Below are 20586 nucleotides of genomic sequence, written 5' to 3'. Positions count from 1 at the left end.
ATTATTGGCCGTTCAAAGAAATGCCACATGGTATTTATCCGATACATTGGGGATTTACCCGACCTAATTTAGCTGCTTAATAAAAACAAGTAAAAATAACAATAAATAAAATATGGAAACTAAATTAAAAAAAGGCGATGTCGTTCTTTTAAAATCCGGCGGTCCGATTATGACAATTTATGAACTTTATAATGATGACACATATGCTAAGTGTTATTATTTTACAAAAGAAGAAATTTTAAAAGATGAAGTATTTCCTTCTATCACTTTAACCTTAGCCTTTTGATGATAGGGAAATTATTCCTTATTATATTTAACTTGAATAATCATTGATAAAAATAATTTAAATGGAAACGAATCAATTAAATGCTTTATTAGAAGTTTTAGAAGATATAAAAAGCAACACGTCTGATATTTACGATGTGAAAAACGAAATAGATACTTTGGGAAAAGCGATTAGAGGTATTAAACAATCGCTTGATGAAAATAATGAGTTATTAAGAGAGCTTATCGACGCGGTTTATTCGATTAAAGATTGATATCCCCTCACTTATCAAAGTTTAGCAACAGAGCAAACATCCTTATAATACAGCATTCTGCTTGCGTACACCATAATAAACATTCATTAAAAAATGGTGACACCATTACGTCACTAAACACAACCCTAAAACTTAGCAAAAAATCAAAAAAAGTGTGCCAAACTGTATCATGAGGTCAGTTTTATAAAATCAATTTACTAACTGTCAATCAATTAAAAAAAACGGTGTACCAAAGTGTATCACCGGCACACATTCAGTTTGGTACACCTGGTACAGTTACATTCCTACCCCTCACATAAAGCTCCCCTCTTGAGAGGGGGCGCGGTGGGCAGCGCATCGGCAGGGGTGTGTTAACCAAGCGGCAGGACACACCCCTACACCCCTCTCAAGAGGGGAATCGTATAGGCCGGCCCTTGTATGTTTAGTGGGCTTTGGCTGGCATTCAGAAACCTTATCCTGATATAGCCAGCAGGTAATCAAGTTCGGGGGCATGGTCATTGTAGGGTTTGCCGGCCAGGCGCACTTGCTGGTGGTGGCTTATGCCTTGTAGCTTTACGGTTTGGTGCTGCATTACGCCGTGTTCGCCGGTGAGCAGTTGCCATGCATCTTCTGACAGGATGAGGTCGTTATTCAGTTCCTTGGTTTTGGCCTGCAGCCTTGAGGCTATGTTTACGGGCAGGCCCATAACAGATAGCTGGGGCGCGTTGTCCAACCCAAACTCGCCCACGAAAACGCGGCCCGCATGCAGGCCCACACCGATCTCGAGCGGGCCGCCATCAAACGGAACGTCGTGCGCCTCGTTAAACAAGGTCACGGTGCGCAGCATTACCTTAGCCGCCTGGTAAGCATTATTCACCGACTCCTTTAAACCCGCCTGCAAGCCAAACACGGCATACATGCTGTCGCCGGCAATCTCCACCACCTTACCCTCAAACTTCTTGATCACCTGGTTAAAGGCCGTAAACAAACGGCGCACCACCTCAATAACGGTCTGCTCGGGCTGCTGCTCCATCAGGCCGGTAAAGTTGCGGATGTCCAGGAAAAGGATAGCCAGATCCTGCTCCCTGTCGGGCAGCGCGGCGGTGGTGTTGAGGGTAAGGTAGTTGTTTTCCATAATAGTTAGACGATTAGCCTTTTAAAACATTTTAAGCAAATGCAAATAAATGCCGCTTTTAAATGACGCCGTAAAAGTAGCGCCCACAGGGCAAGGCGGCTATGGTAAATTGGCTGGGGTATGGGGATGGTCGGTAAAGGGTGGTTTTGGGGCGGTGAATGCGCGCCGCCGACTCACCCCGACTGCGCTACGCTGGCCGACCCTCTCTTCGCCTTCGGCGGAAAGAGGGTAAAAAGCCTAAACAATTAACCCTCTTTATCGCTTGCGAAAGAGAGGGTGGTCGAGCGAAGCAAAGACCGGGTGAGTCCCCGCGGGAATATCATTTTAGCTATTTAGTTACATACATCAAAACATCTATCGTGGTGCTTCGTTTATATATCAAATTAACCCCCTATCTATAAATGACAAAAGACAATACAAAACCAAACGAGCACCCGGTTATCCCCAAAAGCAAATACTGTGTTAGCCCTAAAGGAACAATCTATTTCACAACGGGAATGAACATGATGTCAGTCATTGGTTTCACTGACGGGCATTTTGTGCATGGCAGCACCAGGATGAAACGGGCGAGCTGAACAACCATCACAACCATTACCAATATGAGTACACAACCTTTTGTAATTGAGCAAACCTACAATGTACCTGTAAGCCAGGTATGGCAAGCGCTAACCGACAACAACCAATTAAAGGAATGGTATTTCATGCTGGATGACTTTAAAGCCGAGGTTGGTTTCACCTTCAGGTTTAGCGGCACGGATAAAGGCGTAACTTTTTGGCATGAGTGTATTGTGCAGGAAGTGATACCACTTAAAAAGCTATCGTACACCTGGCGTTACCTTGAATACCCCGGCGACTCGCTGGTAAGTATCGAGCTGTTTGACGAGGGCGATAAGACCAGGTTAAGGCTAACCCATAGCGGACTTGAAACCTTCCCTGCGGATAACTCGTCGTTTGCTAAAGAAAGCTTCGCTAAAGGATGGACCTATATTACAGGTACCAGTTTGAAGGAGTTTTTGGAGAGGTGAACAATATCGGGTTACAGCAACAGTATATCTATCCTATGCGCGTGCACCATCTCTAACTTAGGCGACCACGCAAAAATAGTAAACCTGCCATCCTGCGATGCCACCAGGGCTATCGCGTCGCGCTGATCATACACAAACTGTGCTGCTGCCAAATGCCTTGTGCCTCCATTTTGCCCCGGGTGCATCAGGGTTGGGGAGCCATCAACCACAGGTTCGGTAGTAATGATCTGGTCTACAGGCGAGCTGATGCCTGACCGCGCTATCTTGGCGCCAAACGCCAGCAGCTCGTAATTACGATCGATAATAGTAGCGCCATCCACTGCCGTAAATCCGCCCACAATATCTATGGCGCGCAACAGCGCTTCCTGCCAGTCGACCTTTGTATGGTCGCACTTCTTCTGTTTAATCAGCTTGGTTACACCCTTAAAGGTGGGTACCACGGGGTAATTAATGGGGTGGATAATGGAGTCCTGCCAGGCCGTAGTATTTTCAGGGACTATCAGCACCAAACCGCCACGCCCATGCTTGCGCATAGAGGCAGCCAGCTCGACCATGATATTCACAGAGTTGTCTGTAAACGGTGCAGGCATATACAACCGCGAGTCCATCAGGGCCGGGAAATCGCCGGTGTTCTGCTCGTCAATAACTTTTATTTCGTCGCCTTTTAACACGGCTATATTAACAAATTTGCCAAAGCCGTCTGTTCGGCTGTGCTTTATAACTAGCAGCCCTGGTTCAATAACCTCCAACACAAAACAAATACCCGGGATGGTTAGCGTAGTGCCCCAAACATAAAGCTCGTCGTTTTCATACCACACGCCCAGGTGTATGCCGGGGCTTTCAACAGCGGGTGCCAGTTTGGTCAAATTATGCGGGGTTAAGCGCAAACGGTTGCCAAATACCAGCGGCTGGGTGGCTTGTTCGGGCGGCAATATCGCGATGGATATTTTGGGCGAATGGCCTTCTTCTTTACGCAGGCTTGCCCAAAAAGCCACATCAATAACAGCCTCAATAACCGGCGACTGCGGTTCGTCGGCAAGGTTGGTTGTTCCCTGGGCACGTGCTGCTGCCAAGTGTTTGGCAAAATGCATCTCGATGGTGCAAGCCACCATACGTGCAGGTATATAGGTTGGTTCTGACAGCATATTAATTTCGTTTATCGCCACTTGCATTGTTAACTCAAAAGTATCTTTAAAGTTTTAAATGGCGTAACACGGCAGAGTAATAATTGACTAAGATTTGTAGGATAATCTTAGTCTGGTTGATATTCAAATGGCAGTTGGTCGCCCACTCGTTTTTCACCTAATTCACCGCGAATAAAAAAAGCACGATAATTTGTAAAACTTCCTCTGCTGTCAATTACAGCATCGTTTAAATGGAGTTGTAAAACTGACGCGTCATAGCTAAACTTTACCTGTATTTTATCGGTATTGTTGTAATTGCCGGTAAACTTAACTTTAAAAGCAATATGAGGATCATAAGTTATATATAAACCACGATTAAATTTTAGCGCGACAAATGAAGTATCAATAACAGAAACAAGGTTGTCAAATTTGACCGGGCCGACACCAATAGTAAAAAGTGTAAGTCGGCCTTGATTACCGTCGCCTATTTCGTCGTAGATCTGCCGGACGAAAAAGCCTTCCTTAACGGGCGTGTCTTTACCTTCGTATACCGATCTTAAAAAATGCATCAGGGAGCCTTTATAAGCTTTCAAACGATTTTTTTTCCATTCCTTTTTCAGTTTATCAAGGCCGTCCATTTCTTCAAAACTTGTCTCGCCATAGTAATTTGTTATCCTGTTATTATAGTGATATTCAAAGGCCTTTAACAAGTACCTTATTCTGTACCCAAGTTGCTTATTTTCAATTATCAAAAAGTCATTGGTGGTTGCTTCTAATGTCCCGTTTTTACGATTGTTCTTTAAATTAATAATTTCAGGATTCAGAATTTTGCACTGACTGCCATTCTTTGTAGTGCCTAAAAAATTATCTTTAAACAGATCATATTTTCCCGGCCTGTCCCGATCGCCACCAATAATGACCTCATTAATTTGATACGGATTGATTTTCAGGCTTACTTTAAAATTGGTAATGTTTTGCCTGACCATTATATTTTGAGAGAAAGGCGTATACCCCATTAGTTTAATAACCATCTGGTAAGAACCTGTATTTAATCGGCTAAGAATAAATTTACCTGAATCATTGGTAATGGTTATTTTCTGTGACCCGCTCATAAAAACGGTAGCGTTATTAAGCGGCCTGTTATTTTCATCAACTACAGACCCACTAACCGAATAACCCGATTGCGCAAAAGATTTACTACCTAAAAAAACAGCGACTATAAAAAGCAGGTATCTCATTCGACTGGATTAGGTTTACTAAAGCAATTTAAGGGTTTATCGGCGTTGTCGGTGGTTGATATTCAAACGGCAATTGGTCGCCCACTCGTTTCGCAGCCAGGCTGCCACGGATAAAGAAAGCACGGTAGTCCGTATAATTACCCCTGTTGTCAATGATCGCTTCTGCCGAGGTCAATTTTATTACTGAGCTTTTAATGTCATCCATTTCCACCTCTTTTCTTGCAGACGTTGAAGCGCTATGTACTTTTAGCGCATTGGCCTTTTTGGGGTCGTAGGTAACATAGATTAGGTTACAATTTAGCCTGATAAACGAGGTGTCAATAACACTCGTGACTGTATCAAACTTCAATGGATTCTCATCCAAAGAAATCATAGGCAAATAATTGTCAGGCTTTAAATAAGTTTTATAAATGCGATTAGTTATAAAGCCTTCTTTTAATGCCGTATTGCGGTAAACCGAGCGCAAAAAATGCATAAACGACCCTTTGTAGGTTTCAAGCCGGTTTCTATCCCAATTTTTTTTCATCCCCACGCTGCCATTCAGTTGTTCAAAATTGGTATCACCATCATAGATAGCCGTATTACTTGCAATATTAAATTGAAAGTCTTTAAGCAGGTAACGTATTTTATAACCCAGGCTTTTATTTTGTATGATCATAAATTCATCAGCCTCTGCTGTCAAAAGGCCTGTTTTTTGGTTAAAGTTGAAACTTAATACCTTGGGATTTAATATTTCGCAATCTTCGGCGTTTTTTGAGGTACCTAAAAACTGGCTTTTAAAAATTTTATAAAATCCGTCCCAGTTACTGCCAGATCCTATCACCACATTTTTTAATAATATCGATTTTACTTTGAGTTGAATATTAAGAACAATGGGCGCGGTTTTAACTATTACGTTTTGCTTATCCGGATAATATCCCATTATCATTGTTGATACCTGGTAAGCACCCGGGCCTACAGCGTTAAATTCAAACTTTCCATTGTCGTCAGACACGGTTGTTTTTTCGGTACCGCTGATAAATACTGTGGCATGTATTACCGGCGATCCTGTTTCGTCAACAATAGCTCCGCTAACAGCGTAACTTCCCTGCGCAAATAAGTTAATACTTATAAAAAGACCGGTTATAAAAAGCAGATATTTCATCAGGGATTGTAACGTATTAATTAAAATTATGATAAATTTAATTGGTGTTATTGGGTGGCTGATATTCAAATGGCAGTTGGTCGCCTATACGTTTGTTAGCCCACTCGCCCCTGATCAAAAAGGTTTTGATATAACCTGTAAAAACGCTTCCCCTGGCATCAATCACAGCCTCTTTTAAATACAGCAATAACTGCGAATTATTATTGGTTTGGGTAACCAATACGGTGCTGGTTTGGCTGTTTGACTTGCCGAATAACCTGGCGTTTGCTTCTTCCTGTTTTTCTTCCTTGGTCGTTTCATGATTGAGTAAGCGGGCCGCTTTTTTAGGATCGTAAGCAATGTTTATCGCCTTAAATTTAAACGACACATGAGAGCTGTTGATAACAGTTACCAAAGTGTCGAACCTTACAGGGTTAGGGTCTACATAATTTTGCTTGTCCCACTGATTTTTGCTTCTGAACAGCTGATTGGTAATAAAGCCTTCTTTTAACACGGTATTGGCATACACCGCCCGTAAAAAATGCATTAACGACCCTTTATAAGCTGCAAGACGGTTTTGAGCCCACACCTTTTTTTGATCAGCAGTACCGTCCATTTCTTCAAAACTATTGTCGCCGTCATAAAAAGTATGGAGGTTTGCTGAATTATGCTCGAACGTTTTGAGCAGGTATTTTATTCGGTAACCCAGTTTTTTATTTTCTATGATCAAAAAATCGTCAGCATCAGCCTTTAAAATTAAATGATCTTCGGCCTCAAATATATTACGAGGTATTTTTTGCGTACTAAAGTTGATGATCTCGGGGTTTAATATGGTACAATTTTTTGCGTCTGCCGATGTGCCTAAAAATTGATCTTTAAACAGCGCATAATGTTTTGCCCAATTTTTATCGCTGCCTATTTTAACCTCTTTTAATGTAATAGGTTTAACTTTCAGACTAATGGTAATGTCAACAGATTTATCATAAATGGTAACATCCTGCGACGAAGCGGCATACCCCAACATATTGGTCGAGACCAAATAATTACCCGCGCCCATATTGCCAAATGTAAACTGACCATCTTTGTTGGTAGAGGTAATCTGCTGACTACCGCTGATAAATACAGTGGTACCTTTAACTGGCTGATTATTCTCGTCAGTTACCGTGCCCGAAAGCGTATAACCCGCTTGCGCCATTACGTTGGCACTTAAAAAAACGAATAAAATAAAAAGCAACCGGCAGGCAAGATGTTTCATAACAGGCGTGTGATAGGGTAGTTAAATGTACATGTTTTTAAATTAAGTGCAAATAACTTGTGCCGGGTAAAGAGTAGTCCATGAATATAGTAATCTGGCGTTAGTCAGCATAAACAATAAATACCATAATATATTTTAAACAATACAAATTGAAATATATTTAATAAAATATTGTTATTTATATTATATAAGCAATATTTTTGCAGAAAATTTGAAAAACACTCCAGCGCATCCGCTATCGCCCCTGCACTGATCTATTTCTCTTTATTATGAAAAACGCCGGTTCTCCAAATGGCATCCCTGTTTCGCCATTATTAAACAGTTTAGAAATAGCCGAAGGTAATATCAAAAAGCCCTTTATCTTAAAAGGCCGTTTGCTTACCATATCTGCTTACGCGGTTTTAGTTGCTGTTGCCATTAGTTTCATAGCCAAGGTTTTGGTTTCGCTGATCAACCTGGTTACCAACATCGCATTTTTTGGTTCTATCAGCCTGGCTTTTCATAGCCCTGCAAATAATCATTTAGGGGTATGGGTAATTGTTATTCCGGCTATCGGCGGTATCATAGTTGGGTTAATGGCTTTATACGGGTCAAAAGCTATTCGCGGCCACGGAATCCCCGAAGCTATGGAACAGATCCTGGTGAACGAGAGCAGTATCAAACCATCCATCACCTTATTAAAACCCATATCATCGGCCATAGCTATAGGTACAGGCGGCCCGTTTGGCGCCGAGGGGCCTATCATTGCTACCGGTGGTGCATTAGGGTCAACATTGGGCCAAATATTTAAGGTTACGGCTAACGAGCGTAAGATCATCTTAGCTGCCGGCGCTACAGCCGGCATGTCGGCTATATTTGGAACGCCCATAGCCGCTATATTTTTAGCTATCGAACTGTTATTATTCGAGTTTTCGCCCCGTGCTATATTACCGGTAGCTCTTGCTTGTATTACCGGTGCAGCGGGTCATCATTTATTATTCGAATCGGGGCCGGTATTTGAAATGCCAGGCGTAGCCGTACCGTCAAACCTGGCATTGGGTATTTATAGTTTTATGGGGATCGTTATCGGCTTTTTATCATTAGGCATCACCAAAATAGTATATTGGATAGAAGACCTGTTTGAAAAACTACCCATCCACTGGATGTGGTGGCCTGCCATAGGCGGACTGGCAGTAGGCATAATAGGTTTTTACGCGCCACACACGCTGGGCGTTGGCTATGATAATATTACCGGCATTTTATCGGGCACCTGGCCGTTAACGTTGGTACTTAGCTTGTGTATCTTTAAATTCATATCATGGGCAATAGCATTGGGCAGCGGTACATCCGGCGGAACGCTGGCACCCTTGTTAACGATGGGCGGCGCGGCCGGCGCAGTTATCGGCATGGTCGTTTTAAAATTTTTTCCTGATGCTGGTATCAACATTCCTTTGGCCGCGCTCATCGGTATGTCGGCCATGTTCGCGGGGGCATCAAGGGCTTATTTAACCAGTATTGTATTCGCGTTAGAGGCTACCATGCAGTCGCACGCTTTACTGCCCTTATTAGGCGCTTGTACAGGCGCCTATATTGTATCTTTCTTTTTGATGGAAAACACCATAATGACCGAAAAGATTGCTCGTCGCGGTGTAGCTACACCCGATTCGTTTGAACCGGACCTATTGCAGAAACTGCTGGTATCGCAGGTTATTACTGATGACGACACGATACTCAATCAGAACATCATCATCCGCGAAGCGCGCGAACGAATAGGTTCTGGTAAAACCAACCAAAATCATTTTATTGTAGTAACAGATCAAAACGAATATGCGGGTAGTGTAAAACTGGCCGATATATATAATAACACGACGGATGATAGCAAGCCTTTAAAAGAGCTTGTTACCATCGATACTGTTAGCGCTCTTAAAGGCACAGACACTTTACGCCGGGCGATAGAGAAAATGTCAAAAGCCGGTGCCGAAATTCTGCCGGTATTGTCTAACCATAATAAAGTTATCGGGGTATTATCTTATAAAGATATTATCAACGCGTACACACAAAATATCAAAAAAAACGAATCAGCCCATGTGAAGATCTCTTTAAAGCGCAGAAGACGGGCTAAGATTTAGTGGATAGATTAAAGCTTGAGTATCTCCAATAAAAATGTTACGCAACAGCTATCCATAAACGGTTATATTTACCTACCGGATAAGTATTTATCAGCCAATTAAATAGCCATGCCTAACATCAGCCTTAAAAGTAAAACAGTATTGCTGTGCCTTGTGTTTTTCATAAAGGCATCAGTAATATTTGCGCAAACGCCGCAATACCCACCGGCAGCACAGGTAGCGCGGGATTTTAAGGCATTACTAAACCGCCCGGTAGTTGATTTTAAACCCGAGTTTACCAACGTCCGCAAAGATTCTATAGAAGTGGATAAAGGGTCGATCTACACAGAAGAAACCGAGAAAATGCCCATACTTATTTACAAACCTGTTGTAAAGGGACAAACTAAGTTCCCGGTAGTGATATTTCTGCATGGTACCGGAGGCAGTAAGGACGAGGGAGATATTAGGTCGATATTTATTAAACTGGCTAAGCAGGGCATTATGGGCGTAGCTATTGACGCGCGTTACCATGGCCAGCGTATTGCCGGGGGTGCACACGGCGCAAAAGAGTATACCGACGCTGCTTACCGGGCATTTAAAACCAATGACCAAAATCATCATGCCTACCCGTTTTTATACGATACCTCATACGACTTATGGCGACTGGTTGACTACCTAATTACACGCCCCGATGTTAAAGCCGACAGGATAGGTATGGGCGGCATATCCATGGGTGGTATTGAAACCTGGATGGCAGCATCGGTTGACACCAGGATCCGCGCGGCGGTATTGGGTATCGCAGTGCAAAGCTTTAAATGGTCTTTAGATAACAATAAATGGCAGGGCCGTGTTGGTACCATTGGCGACGCGCATAAAAGGGCCGCGCATGATCTTGGCGACTCGACCGTTAACCAAACCAACGTTAAAGCCGTATGGGACAAAATACTGCCCGACATAACCGGCGAGTTTGATTGCCCGTCAATGATCCGCCTTTTTGCGCCGCGGCCACTGCTGATATTAAGCAAAGATAAAGACCAAAACAACCCCTATCCCGGCGCGCAGATAGGTTTCGCGACAGCAACAGAAGCCTATAAAGCTAAAAATGCTTTAGACAAACTGGATATTGAAATTCAACCCAACCTGGGCCATGTGTTTAACGCTAAGGATACAGAATTGACCTGTCAATTCTTCTGCAAATACCTGCTCAACTAAAGCGTCACAAAATAAAAGCTTTCAGGAAAGAGTGACCCCAGGTACCCCAATCACCTATAGCTTTGTTTAATGTTTGCTTAAACGATAGATTATTCACGGGCTTACCTTTTTTTGGCGGTACTATTTCACTTTCGGGGATGTTGGTATCGGTTACCTTAGTTGCTATCCAGGCGACATTTTCATGCGGCAGGGCGACCTCCAGTATCATACCGGGCAGGCCGGTAAATGATTCGGGCCCGCCAGGTACAATAATCTTGTCTGTATAAAAAGCTACCACATAAATAGAATCCATCACAATGGCATTGGCGCGGCGGCACGGGTAGCCGGCAATATCGCGGGTTTCGTCAGTTATTTTCCAGTTGATCTTACGGATGGTGTCTTTCAATAAAAAAGTTTCCTCAAAAACTCGTTTCTGAGCCGTATTCATGCCTGTATTAAAATCGCTAAAAATAGTGTTCGACTGATTGGCCATTTGCAGATCAAACCAGCCATTAGGTTTTTCATCTTCATCTACCACAGGGGCAAATAAGCTTTTATTAGCGCCGAATTTAAGTGTGCTCTTCATCACCTTAAACTGGGGATTTGATTTTTGATAGTCCTCAAAAGGTTTGGCCAGCCAGCCTTCGTTGTCTTTATTGATCTCTTTACGGATCAAAGCATACATGTTAGCTTTTTTTTCATACTCAATAACGCCTGATGAGGCGAAATGCGCCTCCTGGGCCAAGCAGGCAACTGTAAACGTGAAAAAGCAATAAATAATGATGATCAGGTTTTTCATAGGTAAATTATTTTGATGTACCCGCACTCATTTTTGAAAAATCGTACGATAAGGTTAGCAGAAAATATCTTTTAATAGTGGTGTACCGCTCCTCGGTAATAATGCCGCCGTTAGCATAACGGTTAAAGCCCTGGTTTTGGTTAAGGATATCATTCACCGTACCCATTACTTTCAAACTTTTCTCTTTAAAGAAAGCCTTGCTTATTGAGGCGTTCCATAAGGTACGTTTAAACTGTGGTAGCGCAGCTGTTTTGGCGGTATAAGTATAATCAATGTCCGAGCCTATCTGCCAGTTATGAGGCAGGTACAAGCCAGCCCATCCCCTTGAATTAAAACCAGCACTGTTGCTATTGTAAGCGGTTTGTAAAGAGCTTTGATTGATGCTGTAAGTAGGGCCTGCTGATATATTGAAGTCATATTTGTTATCAACATATTTACTCACGCTGAGGTCACCTTCGTAACTGTTGTTTTTTGTGGTATTTAACTGGCTGATTCCATTAACACCGTTTGTCACCATATTATAAGTAGTCCTGCCACTAATGTTACTGCTAATGCCGACGTTTATTCCTGCTATTTTACGGCCATAATTAAAGTATCCGTAATAACTGTGCTGTATTTTACTGCTTAGGTTAAAGTACTGGCTGGTAGTTTTACCAATTGCGTCGGTACTGGTATTACTTACAATTGGGTTAGTTGTAAAAGCATAATTTCCGCTTATATAAAGGTCTTCGCCGCTAATAACTTTATAAGAGTTGTACGACATCCTGAAGTTATTATGAAATGACGGTGTCAGGTCCGGATTACCCAGGGTGACATATAAGGGATTGCTATTGTCTTTAATCGGTTGGATCTGGCTGATGCTTGGCTGCTGAGTATTGCCATTATAATTTACCCTAAAGGCGCTTTGCTGCGAAAACTTATATACATAACTGGCTTGCGGAAACCAATTGATGAATTGCCGCTTTAGCTCGTTACCGGTATAAAGGTTGATCTGATCGAATGATACATCAGCAGCTTTGCTGCCAATATTTATAACAGTTTTGCCCTTGTTATAGTTCAAAATAACACCGGCCAGCTGCGAGTGCTGATTGAGTTTAAAAAAGTTGCTCAAGGAGTCAACTAATACATTGTAATCACCATTTGTACCGCGGCTGTAAGCGCGTTGGTTTGAGCTGGCCTGATCAATGTTAAAGCCATAATTAAAAACCAGGTTAAGGCCTTTAACAATAGGCTCGGTATAAGTAATATTGGTATTTAAAACCTGGCTTTTGTTGTCAGACGTTTTATGCTGGTCAGTTGGCTGCGCGGCGTTTGGTGTCCCGTCGTCCTGGAACGATTGCAGGTTCGATTTAAGAAAGCTTGTGCCCTCGTTGTTATCAGCATTGCCGCTTATGAGTACAGACAAGGTACGCCCCTTTTTCTTCAGTTTTTTGGTATAGAAAACACTCGCGTCAAATCTATGGTCGTCGTTATTATTGATAGTGCTGGTGCTATTCAGGTTAAGCAGCGTGTTATCACCGCGCCGGCTGGTATCAGTACTAAAGCTGTTGCTTTTATTGTTTTTGAAACTGCCAGATGCAGTGATTTTTAAATTAGCGGTGGTATCCAGTTTAACTTCAACTTTAGCGTCCAGTTTTTGGCGAAAATTTGATTTGTGATCTACCTGGCTGCTTTTACTGTTAATTACACGGTCGGGTAGGTTATTCTGGGTAATGGCGCTCTGGTTTCCGTCGATATTTAGCTGGCCGATCTTGTAGTTTCCGTTAACTGCATACTTACCACTGTCCAGCTTATTATCATAGTGTACGCCGCCTGTAATAGCTTTAGGTAATCCGCTGCCGTTATAGTACAGGTCATCGCCGCCGTACGAAAAATACATGCCGCCATCATCCATCATCTCCATATTATTGCCATCCCCATATTTTTGAGCGTCGTCCCAGTTAAGGCTGGTGGTACCATTGTTTGAACCGATGCCATAAACAGAGATCTTTTCTTTATTCTGAAATTTATTGTACATCAGCTGGCCCTGGTAGTATTTATCGGTACCCGCTGCGGCTACCGCCTTACCAAACGAGCCGGCTTTTTTGCCATCTTTTAATTTGATGTTTAAAGTTTTGGTGGTTTTATCATCGTCTATGCCGGTAAAGGTAGCCTGGTCGCTTTTCTTGTCATACAGCTGTACTTTGTCAACCATATCGGCACGAATATTTTTAGTAATAAGGGTTGGGTCGTCGCCAAAAAACTCCTCGCCATCCAGCAGCACTTTAGTAACTTTTTGCCCCTGTGCGGTAATTTTTCCATCTTTATCTACCTGGATCCCCGGGAATTGTTTGATCAGATCTTCTACCTTGTCATTAGGCTGAATAACGTAAGCTTTGGCATTAAACTCGGTGGTATCACCCTTAATCTTAATTGCCCGTACTTCCCCTTTTATAATAACATCTTTTAACAGGCGCGATTTAAGCGTGAGGCCGGTCTTTCCAAAGTCATGTATTTGTGCCTTTTCATCTAAAGTAAAATCTTCTGTATAATCGGCATAACCGGGATAGGACATCACCAGGATAAACTTACCCGGTGCAAGTCCGTTGACAGCAAACGAACCATCATTACCAGCGCGGGTAAATTTGCGCAGCACCGAATCTTTAACATTCAGCACCATGATAACGGTATTTGATAAAGTCTTTTTTTCTGAGGTGTCGACAGCTACTCCTTTTATGGCATAGTTGCTTTGCGCATAGCTGGTTAACGAGAACAGCACAAGCAGCGCAATTGACAAAATTGTGATTTTCATTAGGTAGGTTTTAGATAAGACTAATGTATAACTAAATTATTAGTGATGAAAATATTTTAACATCTCTTAACTTTATTTAACATTGATAAGCGCCCTTAAGACACTGGTTTGTTAGCTCTGTTACAGTCTTGTAAATAAATTATCTTGTTAAATAATATACTGCCAAGGTACGGGGGCCTGCTGTTTTGCCCTACTAAAAGTGATGAAACCATAAAAAGCGGGGATGAAAATCCCAATAGGATATAAAGGCCGACGAGTAAGCTAACCGTAAATGACAGTACACGTTTTATGTTTACAAATAATATTTAAATTGCACGCCCAATGAAACCAATTATAGAGTGTGTACCAAATTTTAGCGAGGGTGTTGATCAGGGCATCATTCACAGTATTACTGGCGCGATAGGGTCGGTTGAAGGAGTTAAATTGCTTAATGTCGATCCCGGTCGCGGGGCTAACCGCACGGTAGTAACCTTTGCCGGCGAGCCTGAAGCTGTTGTTGAAGCAGCTTTCCAAGGGATAAAGATGGCCGGCGAATTGATCGATATGCGAACGCAAAAAGGTGAACACCCGCGCATGGGAGCTACAGATGTTTGCCCGCTTATCCCGGTGAGTAATATCAGCCTGGATGAAACTGCCCAATATGCCATACAACTGGCTAAAAGGGTTGGCGATGAATTGAAGATCCCGGTTTATTTATACGAGCACGCGCAACCCAACAAAAAGCGCAGCAACCTGGCCGCGATAAGAGCGGGCGAGTACGAAGGCTTTTTTAAAAAGATAAAGTTACCCATGTGGCAGCCTGATTTTGGCCCTGCCGAACTGGACGCCAAACGAGGCGCCACTGTAATTGGCGCACGCGATTTTCTGGTAGCTTATAACATCAATTTGAATACATCGTCTACCCATATCGCTAATGAAATTGCGCAGGAAGTAAGGGAAACCGGTAAGATCATCATTAATGAAAACGGAAAGGAACGCATCCCGGGTGCTTTAAAGCATGTAAAGGCCATAGGCTGGTATATTGAGGAGTACGGCAAAGCGCAGGTATCCATGAATTTAACCAATATAACCGAAACCCCCATACACCAGGTATTTGACGAGGTAGCTGCAAAAGCGGCAGATCATGGCGTTACCGTTACGGGCAGCGAACTGATAGGCATGATCCCGTTAAAAGCAATGGTTGAAGCAGGGCGTCATTTTTTGCACCAGCAGGGAATCACTTATCTGGTTAACGAGCGCAAGTTAATTGACGCGGCCATACAAGCTATGGGTCTAAATGAGCTTGCCCCTTTCGATCCGCAAAAACGGATCATTGAGTACCAGTTGGGTTAAATCAGGCTTTCCGTTTAATTTTTAATTTAATCTTGTATAATATTTTTAATTAATATTACAATTATCCTTATTTTTAGTTCGGCGTATATGTAAAGCTAAAAAACAACGTTTTTGGGTTTTAATTGCAAATGAACACTGTCACAAAAAAAGTTAACTCCTTATTAATTTATATTTTATTACTTACGCTAATTACCCCGGCGTTTGCACAAACTAATCATACACAACAGGTAAGCCAGTTTAAAAGCTTTACTAACGCGCTAAACCAGGTAAACCTTGCTTTTACTTTCCCCGAGGGATTTAAAGAAATTAAGGCCCCCGATACAGAAAGCCTCCCTTTTGATTATGCCATGGAACTGCCCGACGCGGATTTCGAGGTGTGGTTTCGGGTTAGCACACAAAAAGAAAACGAAAAATTCATTATCGAAAAGAATATACATGTAGTTAATCCTGATTCGCTGTACGTAAGGTTAGCCGAGAATCAGATAGCCGCGTTTACACCGGATGATGGCTACCTAAAAAGAAAAGTGCCAGATTATATTTTAGAGCGTTATAATGCTGACGATGGCAGCACTTTTTTATTTAACCTTGACGACTCGCCGATCACAAAGCATTATAAATACGCCCTGCTAACCGCGCTCACAAAAACCAATGTGGGCACTGTTTTCACCATCTGCTTTTCTAACGAAAAAGGGCCTGAATTTTTCAAGAACATGAACGCGGCCTGTAGTTGTTTGAAATTTAAAGATTAGATCTTAAAGATTTGTTGTTGAAGATCCAAGATTGGTAGTGTGATTTCTGCTCTTCTTTACGCTATTATATAGCGATATTACTAATAGTTTCTGGGGAATTGCTCCAGTTTATTATGTACATATTGTTCCCAAACAGCCTGTAATCCTTTATCGTGCGAGTGATTGCTTTGGGTGTCATACTTGGTTTGCATATCCCGGCGATCATTATTGATCCGCTGAAATATAGCCTGAATTTCTTCGCGATAGTTTGCTGTATAAGTTGCCGCGTTAAATGCAGCCATTAATTTACGAGCAAAAAGTTCAGTGATATCAAAATGCAGTTGCTCATGCTTTAACAGATTTTCGCCTTCATGTCCCGGTCGTACCCATGATCGCTGCGTACTGAACAGGCACTCTACCTTAAAACTAAGCTGGTGCACAGTATCCTGCAGGTGATGGTAAAATGTGTATCTAAGATAAGAATGAGTTGTAGCATCATGAGGTCCATTATCAGGCGTGCCGGCAAAGTCTTTCCACTTTAGCGGCTTATCCTTGATCCATGGAATATCCTGTGCCTTGACGGTGTTAGTACAATACAACAATGATAACAGTAAGATTATTCGTAACAGGCGCATACAGCAGGTTTTGGTTTAACGAATATAAGGATGAGCTATTGTCAATAGCTTTTTGAACAAAAAGATTACAAATCCCTATCTATGTCGATATCAACAAAAGTTTCAAACGCAAAAAACCCCATGAACGCTAGTTCACAGGGTTTATAAAATTGGGCACCGACCTACTCTCCCACGTTTTACCGCAGTACCATCGGCTCTGGCGGGCTTAACTTCTCTGTTCGGAATGGGAAGAGGTGGACACCGCCGATATAGGCACCTGAATGCTTTTGGTTCATTGGTTTACTGGTTCATTAGTTCATTAGTATGAACATAATGGCCGTATTCCGTGACCGATATCGTATTTATTAGTTTGTTGTTGCGGGCAGTACCAATGAAACATTGATATTATTGAACCACTGAACAAACAATGACATATTATTGAAAGAAGTAAGTAGATCGAGAAAACAACAGATGTATTATTATCTGTCTGTTGTTTTGGTCGGGGCAGGCGAACCTGCCCCTATTATTCCAACACGAAGAAAGCTTCGGGCGATTAGTATTACTCGGCTATGATGTCACCACCTTTATACCTGTAACCTATCAACGTAGTAGTCTGCTACGACCCTCAATGGAAGTCTCATCTTGTGGCTAGTTTCGCACTTAGATGCTTTCAGCGCTTATCTATTCCAAGCGTAGCTACTCTGCAATACAGCTGGCGCCATAACAGATTCACCAGAGGCTTGTCCAACCCGGTCCTCTCGTACTAAGGTCAGCCCCACTCAAACTTCCAACGCCCACAACAGATAGGGACCGAACTGTCTCGCGACGTTCTGAACCCAGCTCGCGTGCCACTTTAATGAGCGAACAGCTCAACCCTTGGGACCTTCTCCAGCCCCAGGATGTGACGAGCCGACATCGAGGTGCCAAACCTCCCCGTCGATATGAGCTCTTGGGGGAGATCAGCCTGTTATCCCCAGCGTACCTTTTATCCTTTGAGCGATGGCCCTTCCATGCAGAACCACCGGATCACTATATCCGTCTTTCGACCCTGCTCGGCTTGTCTGCCTCACAGTCAAGCAAGCTTATGCTATTGCACTCCGCGTACGGTTACCAAGCGTACTGAGCTTACCTTTGAAAGCCTCCGTTACCTTTTTGGAGGCGACCACCCCAGTCAAACTACCCGCCAAACAATGTCCTCGTCTTGGACGAGTTAGACACCAAATACAGAAAGGGTGGTATTTCAACGTTGACTAACCGACTCCTGGCGAAGCCGGATCACAGTCTCCCACCTATCCTACACATCCTGTATCCGATATCAATGTTAAGTTGTAGTGAAGGTGCATGGGGTCTTTCCGTCCCGTTGCGGGTAACCGGCGTCTTCACCGATACCACAATTTCACCGAGCTCATGGCTGAGACAGCGCCCAGATCGTTACACCATTCGTGCAGGTCGGAACTTACCCGACAAGGAATTTCGCTACCTTAGGACCGTTATAGTTACGGCCGCCGTTTACCGGGGCTTCGATTCAATGCTTCGCCTTGCGACTAACATCCCCTCTTAACCTTCCGGCACCGGGCAGGTGTCAGGCCATATACGTCATCTTTCGATTTTGCATAGCCATGTGTTTTTGTTAAACAGTCGCCTGGGCCTTTTCACTGCGGCTGACATTGCTGCCAGCGCCCCTTCTCCCGAAGTTACAGGGCCATTTTGCCGAGTTCCTTAGCCATGATTCACTCGAGCACCTTAGGATTCTCTCCTCGACTACCTGTGTCGGTTTACGGTACGGGTTTTTATAACCTGAAGCTTAGCGGGTTTTCTTGGAAGTCTGATTACCTGAACTATCCCCTTACCCGAAGGCTCAAGGTACTATCAGCTTTCAGCATGGTCTGCGTACTTAACTACAGTCCATATACCTACGGCCTTTAACGAACTATTCCGTCAGTTCGCGTCAGTTTCACTACTCCGTCACCGCATCGCAGTTATAAAAAGTACTGGAATATTAACCAGTTGTCCATCGGCTACGCCCTTCGGCTTCACCTTAGGCCCCGACTAACCCTGATCCGATTAGCGTTGATCAGGAAACCTTAGTCTTTCGGTGGGCGGGTTTCTCTCCCGCCTTATCGTTACTTATGCCTACATTTGCTTTTCTATTCCCTCCACAGTCGGTTATCCTCCTGCTTCACCGCAAATAGAATGCTCCCCTACCAGATGCATTACTGCAAATCCATAGCTTCGGTATAACGCTTAATGCCCGTTTATTATCCATGCCCGATCGCTCGACTAGTGAGCTGTTACGCACTCTTTAAATGAATGGCTGCTTCCAAGCCAACATCCTAGCTGTCTGTGCAATCGGACCTCGTTAGTTCAACTTAGCGTTAATTTGGGGACCTTAGCTGATGGTCTGGGTTCTTTCCCTCTCGGCCATGGACCTTAGCACCCATAGCCTCACTCCAGCGTATATTATAAAGCATTCGGAGTTTATCTGGATTTGGTAGGATTTGACTCCCCCGCACCCAATTAGTAGCTCTACCTCTTTATAACTCAACCGCCAGGCTGTTCCTAAAAACATTTCGGGGAGTACGAGCTATTTCCCAGTTTGATTAGCCTTTCACCCCTACCCACAGATCATCCGGAAACTTTTCAACGTTTATCGGTTCGGTCCTCCAGTACCTGTTACGGCACCTTCAACCTGTCCATGGGTAGATCACAAGGTTTCGCGTCTACCTCCTCTGACTATACGCCCTATTCAGACTCGCTTTCGCTTCGGATCCGTGTCTTAAACACTTAACCTTGCCAGAGAAGAGTAACTCGTAGGCTCATTATGCAAAAGGCACGCCGTCACACTTTCGTGCTCCGACCGCTTGTAAGTACACGGTTTCAGGTTCTATTTCACTCCCCTGTTCGGGGTTCTTTTCACCTTTCCCTCACGGTACTGGTTCACTATCGGTCTCTCAGGAGTATTTAGCCTTACCGGATGGTGCCGGCAGATTCCCACAAGGCGTCTCCGACCTCGCGGTACTCAGGATACCACTATCTTACTATTACTTACCCGTACGCAGCTCTCATGCTCTATGGCCGGGTTTCCCACCCCGTTCCGGTTCATTTTAGTAGTCATGTTGTGGTCCTACAACCCCTGCTATGCCGTAACATAACAGGTTTGGGCTTCTTCCATTTCGCTCGCCACTACTCTGGAAATCATTATTATTTTCTCTTCCTCTGCTTACTTAGATGTTTCAGTTCAGCAGGTTCGCGCTATTGCGACTATCCTTCAGATAGTCAGGTTTCCCCATTCAGAAATCTGCGGATCAATTCATATTTGCTGATCCCCGCAGCTTATCGCAGCTTATCACGTCTTTCATCGCCTCTGAGAGCCAAGGCATCCCCCGTGTACCCTTTCTTACTTTCTTCTACTCATACGCCTTTTGCGCCGTATGGTATGCTTTTATTTAGATAAGTCGTCGTTTCTTAGTCCTGTTATATTGCTATAACTCTTCCTCGAAAGCCTACAACTGTCTCTATCTGTTGTTTTCTCTTTCAATTTACTTCTTCCAATATGTCAAAGAACGTTTTTTGTTTAGTTTGCAGTCTTTAGTTCTCAGTTTGCAGTATTAACTGCTTACTGTAAA

16 protein-coding genes and 2 rRNA genes are annotated in these 20586 nt (G+C 43.3%); 8 read left to right on the top strand and 10 right to left on the bottom strand.

Translation table 11 applies throughout. The features are described 5' to 3' along the window. Nucleotides 1-112: 112 nt before the first annotated feature. Both FO440_RS08250 and FO440_RS08245 read left to right on the top strand, forming a co-directional pair. Nucleotides 113-286: a DUF2158 domain-containing protein gene (locus FO440_RS08250; protein WP_144247712.1), complete on the top strand. Its 174-nt coding sequence runs from the start codon at nt 113-115 to the stop codon at nt 284-286. Nucleotides 287-347: 61 nt separating this feature from the next. Continuing rightward, a complete protein-coding gene (locus FO440_RS08245) occupies nt 348-539 on the top strand; it encodes a hypothetical protein (protein WP_144247711.1) in 192 nt (63 codons plus the stop codon). A 451-nt stretch (nt 540-990) separates the two neighbouring features. Here FO440_RS08245 and FO440_RS08240 read toward each other — a convergent pair whose 3' ends face one another. Then, a complete protein-coding gene (locus FO440_RS08240) occupies nt 991-1653 on the bottom strand; it encodes an adenylate/guanylate cyclase domain-containing protein (protein WP_144247710.1) in 663 nt (220 codons plus the stop codon). Nucleotides 1654-2054: 401 nt separating this feature from the next. Here FO440_RS08240 and FO440_RS24370 point away from each other — a divergent pair, with 401 nt between their 5' ends. After that, a complete protein-coding gene (locus FO440_RS24370; RefSeq protein WP_186292602.1) occupies nt 2055-2228 on the top strand; it encodes a hypothetical protein in 174 nt (57 codons plus the stop codon). Nucleotides 2229-2252: 24 nt separating this feature from the next. Next, nucleotides 2253-2678, top strand: a complete 426-nt coding sequence (locus FO440_RS08235) for an SRPBCC family protein (RefSeq protein WP_144247709.1) — start codon at nt 2253-2255, stop codon at nt 2676-2678. Nucleotides 2679-2689: 11 nt separating this feature from the next. On the opposite strand, the gene FO440_RS08230 is transcribed toward FO440_RS08235, so the two are convergent. The 4 genes from FO440_RS08230 to FO440_RS08215 form a co-directional block, all read right to left on the bottom strand. After that, the gene (locus FO440_RS08230) at nt 2690-3823 is read right to left on the bottom strand and encodes a putative sensor domain DACNV-containing protein (RefSeq protein ID WP_144247708.1); all 1134 of its coding nucleotides are present in this window, start codon (nt 3821-3823) and stop codon (nt 2690-2692) included. A 107-nt stretch (nt 3824-3930) separates the two neighbouring features. Then, entirely contained in the window at nt 3931-5040 is a 1110-nt protein-coding gene (locus tag FO440_RS08225; protein WP_144247707.1) for a carboxypeptidase-like regulatory domain-containing protein, read from the bottom strand. 28 nt (nt 5041-5068) lie between these two features. Continuing rightward, entirely contained in the window at nt 5069-6184 is a 1116-nt protein-coding gene (locus FO440_RS08220; RefSeq protein ID WP_144247706.1) for a carboxypeptidase-like regulatory domain-containing protein, read from the bottom strand. A gap of 37 nt (nt 6185-6221) precedes the next feature. Continuing rightward, the gene (locus tag FO440_RS08215) at nt 6222-7418 is read right to left on the bottom strand and encodes a carboxypeptidase-like regulatory domain-containing protein (RefSeq protein ID WP_144247705.1); all 1197 of its coding nucleotides are present in this window, start codon (nt 7416-7418) and stop codon (nt 6222-6224) included. Nucleotides 7419-7687: 269 nt separating this feature from the next. On the opposite strand from FO440_RS08215, the gene FO440_RS08210 reads away from it, so the two are divergent. Next, a complete protein-coding gene (locus FO440_RS08210) occupies nt 7688-9526 on the top strand; it encodes a chloride channel protein (RefSeq protein WP_144247704.1) in 1839 nt (612 codons plus the stop codon). Nucleotides 9527-9634: 108 nt separating this feature from the next. After that, nucleotides 9635-10717: an alpha/beta hydrolase family protein gene (locus FO440_RS08205; RefSeq protein WP_144247703.1), complete on the top strand. Its 1083-nt coding sequence runs from the start codon at nt 9635-9637 to the stop codon at nt 10715-10717. 4 nt (nt 10718-10721) lie between these two features. Here FO440_RS08205 and FO440_RS08200 read toward each other — a convergent pair whose 3' ends face one another. Together FO440_RS08200 and FO440_RS08195 are read right to left on the bottom strand one after the other, a co-directional pair. Beyond that, a complete protein-coding gene (locus FO440_RS08200) occupies nt 10722-11495 on the bottom strand; it encodes a GLPGLI family protein (RefSeq protein WP_144247702.1) in 774 nt (257 codons plus the stop codon). A 7-nt stretch (nt 11496-11502) separates the two neighbouring features. After that, the gene (locus FO440_RS08195) at nt 11503-14286 is read right to left on the bottom strand and encodes a TonB-dependent receptor (RefSeq protein ID WP_144247701.1); all 2784 of its coding nucleotides are present in this window, start codon (nt 14284-14286) and stop codon (nt 11503-11505) included. A 321-nt stretch (nt 14287-14607) separates the two neighbouring features. On the opposite strand from FO440_RS08195, the gene ftcD reads away from it, so the two are divergent. Both ftcD and FO440_RS08185 read left to right on the top strand, forming a co-directional pair. Beyond that, entirely contained in the window at nt 14608-15618 is a 1011-nt protein-coding gene (ftcD, locus tag FO440_RS08190) for a glutamate formimidoyltransferase (RefSeq protein WP_144247700.1), read from the top strand. Between the two features lie 128 nt (nt 15619-15746). Next, nucleotides 15747-16367 carry a hypothetical protein gene (locus tag FO440_RS08185; RefSeq protein WP_144247699.1) on the top strand — a complete coding sequence of 207 codons (621 nt, stop codon included), beginning with the start codon at nt 15747-15749 and terminating at the stop codon, nt 16365-16367. A gap of 80 nt (nt 16368-16447) precedes the next feature. Here FO440_RS08185 and FO440_RS08180 read toward each other — a convergent pair whose 3' ends face one another. The 3 genes from FO440_RS08180 to FO440_RS08170 form a co-directional block, all read right to left on the bottom strand. Beyond that, nucleotides 16448-16981, bottom strand: a complete 534-nt coding sequence (locus FO440_RS08180) for a DUF922 domain-containing protein (RefSeq protein WP_144247698.1) — start codon at nt 16979-16981, stop codon at nt 16448-16450. A gap of 148 nt (nt 16982-17129) precedes the next feature. Continuing rightward, nucleotides 17130-17241, bottom strand: a 5S ribosomal RNA gene (gene rrf / locus FO440_RS08175). Between the two features lie 252 nt (nt 17242-17493). Further along, nucleotides 17494-20368, bottom strand: a 23S ribosomal RNA gene (locus tag FO440_RS08170). Nucleotides 20369-20586 lie beyond the last annotated feature (218 nt).

The sequence above is a fragment of the Mucilaginibacter corticis genome, from assembly GCF_007558865.1.
GTDB lineage: Bacteria > Bacteroidota > Bacteroidia > Sphingobacteriales > Sphingobacteriaceae > Mucilaginibacter > Mucilaginibacter corticis.
This window is presented reverse-complemented; position numbering and strand designations above follow the sequence as displayed.

What these genes read in the sequence shown, in the direction of transcription:
- FO440_RS08250 (WP_144247712.1), top strand. Translation starts at nt 113, where the DNA reads ATGGAAACTAAATTAAAAAAAGGCGATGTCGTTCTTTTAAAATCCGGC.
- FO440_RS08230 (WP_144247708.1), bottom strand. Translation starts at nt 3,823, where the DNA reads ATGCTGTCAGAACCAACCTATATACCTGCACGTATGGTGGCTTGCACC.
- ftcD (WP_144247700.1), top strand. Translation starts at nt 14,608, where the DNA reads ATGAAACCAATTATAGAGTGTGTACCAAATTTTAGCGAGGGTGTTGAT.
- FO440_RS24370 (WP_186292602.1), top strand. Translation starts at nt 2,055, where the DNA reads ATGACAAAAGACAATACAAAACCAAACGAGCACCCGGTTATCCCCAAA.
- FO440_RS08195 (WP_144247701.1), bottom strand. Translation starts at nt 14,286, where the DNA reads ATGAAAATCACAATTTTGTCAATTGCGCTGCTTGTGCTGTTCTCGTTA.
- FO440_RS08215 (WP_144247705.1), bottom strand. Translation starts at nt 7,418, where the DNA reads ATGAAACATCTTGCCTGCCGGTTGCTTTTTATTTTATTCGTTTTTTTA.
- FO440_RS08240 (WP_144247710.1), bottom strand. Translation starts at nt 1,653, where the DNA reads ATGGAAAACAACTACCTTACCCTCAACACCACCGCCGCGCTGCCCGAC.
- FO440_RS08225 (WP_144247707.1), bottom strand. Translation starts at nt 5,040, where the DNA reads ATGAGATACCTGCTTTTTATAGTCGCTGTTTTTTTAGGTAGTAAATCT.
- FO440_RS08185 (WP_144247699.1), top strand. Translation starts at nt 15,747, where the DNA reads ATGAACACTGTCACAAAAAAAGTTAACTCCTTATTAATTTATATTTTA.
- FO440_RS08180 (WP_144247698.1), bottom strand. Translation starts at nt 16,981, where the DNA reads ATGCGCCTGTTACGAATAATCTTACTGTTATCATTGTTGTATTGTACT.
- FO440_RS08200 (WP_144247702.1), bottom strand. Translation starts at nt 11,495, where the DNA reads ATGAAAAACCTGATCATCATTATTTATTGCTTTTTCACGTTTACAGTT.
- FO440_RS08210 (WP_144247704.1), top strand. Translation starts at nt 7,688, where the DNA reads ATGAAAAACGCCGGTTCTCCAAATGGCATCCCTGTTTCGCCATTATTA.
- FO440_RS08245 (WP_144247711.1), top strand. Translation starts at nt 348, where the DNA reads ATGGAAACGAATCAATTAAATGCTTTATTAGAAGTTTTAGAAGATATA.
- FO440_RS08235 (WP_144247709.1), top strand. Translation starts at nt 2,253, where the DNA reads ATGAGTACACAACCTTTTGTAATTGAGCAAACCTACAATGTACCTGTA.
- FO440_RS08220 (WP_144247706.1), bottom strand. Translation starts at nt 6,184, where the DNA reads ATGAAATATCTGCTTTTTATAACCGGTCTTTTTATAAGTATTAACTTA.
- FO440_RS08205 (WP_144247703.1), top strand. Translation starts at nt 9,635, where the DNA reads ATGCCTAACATCAGCCTTAAAAGTAAAACAGTATTGCTGTGCCTTGTG.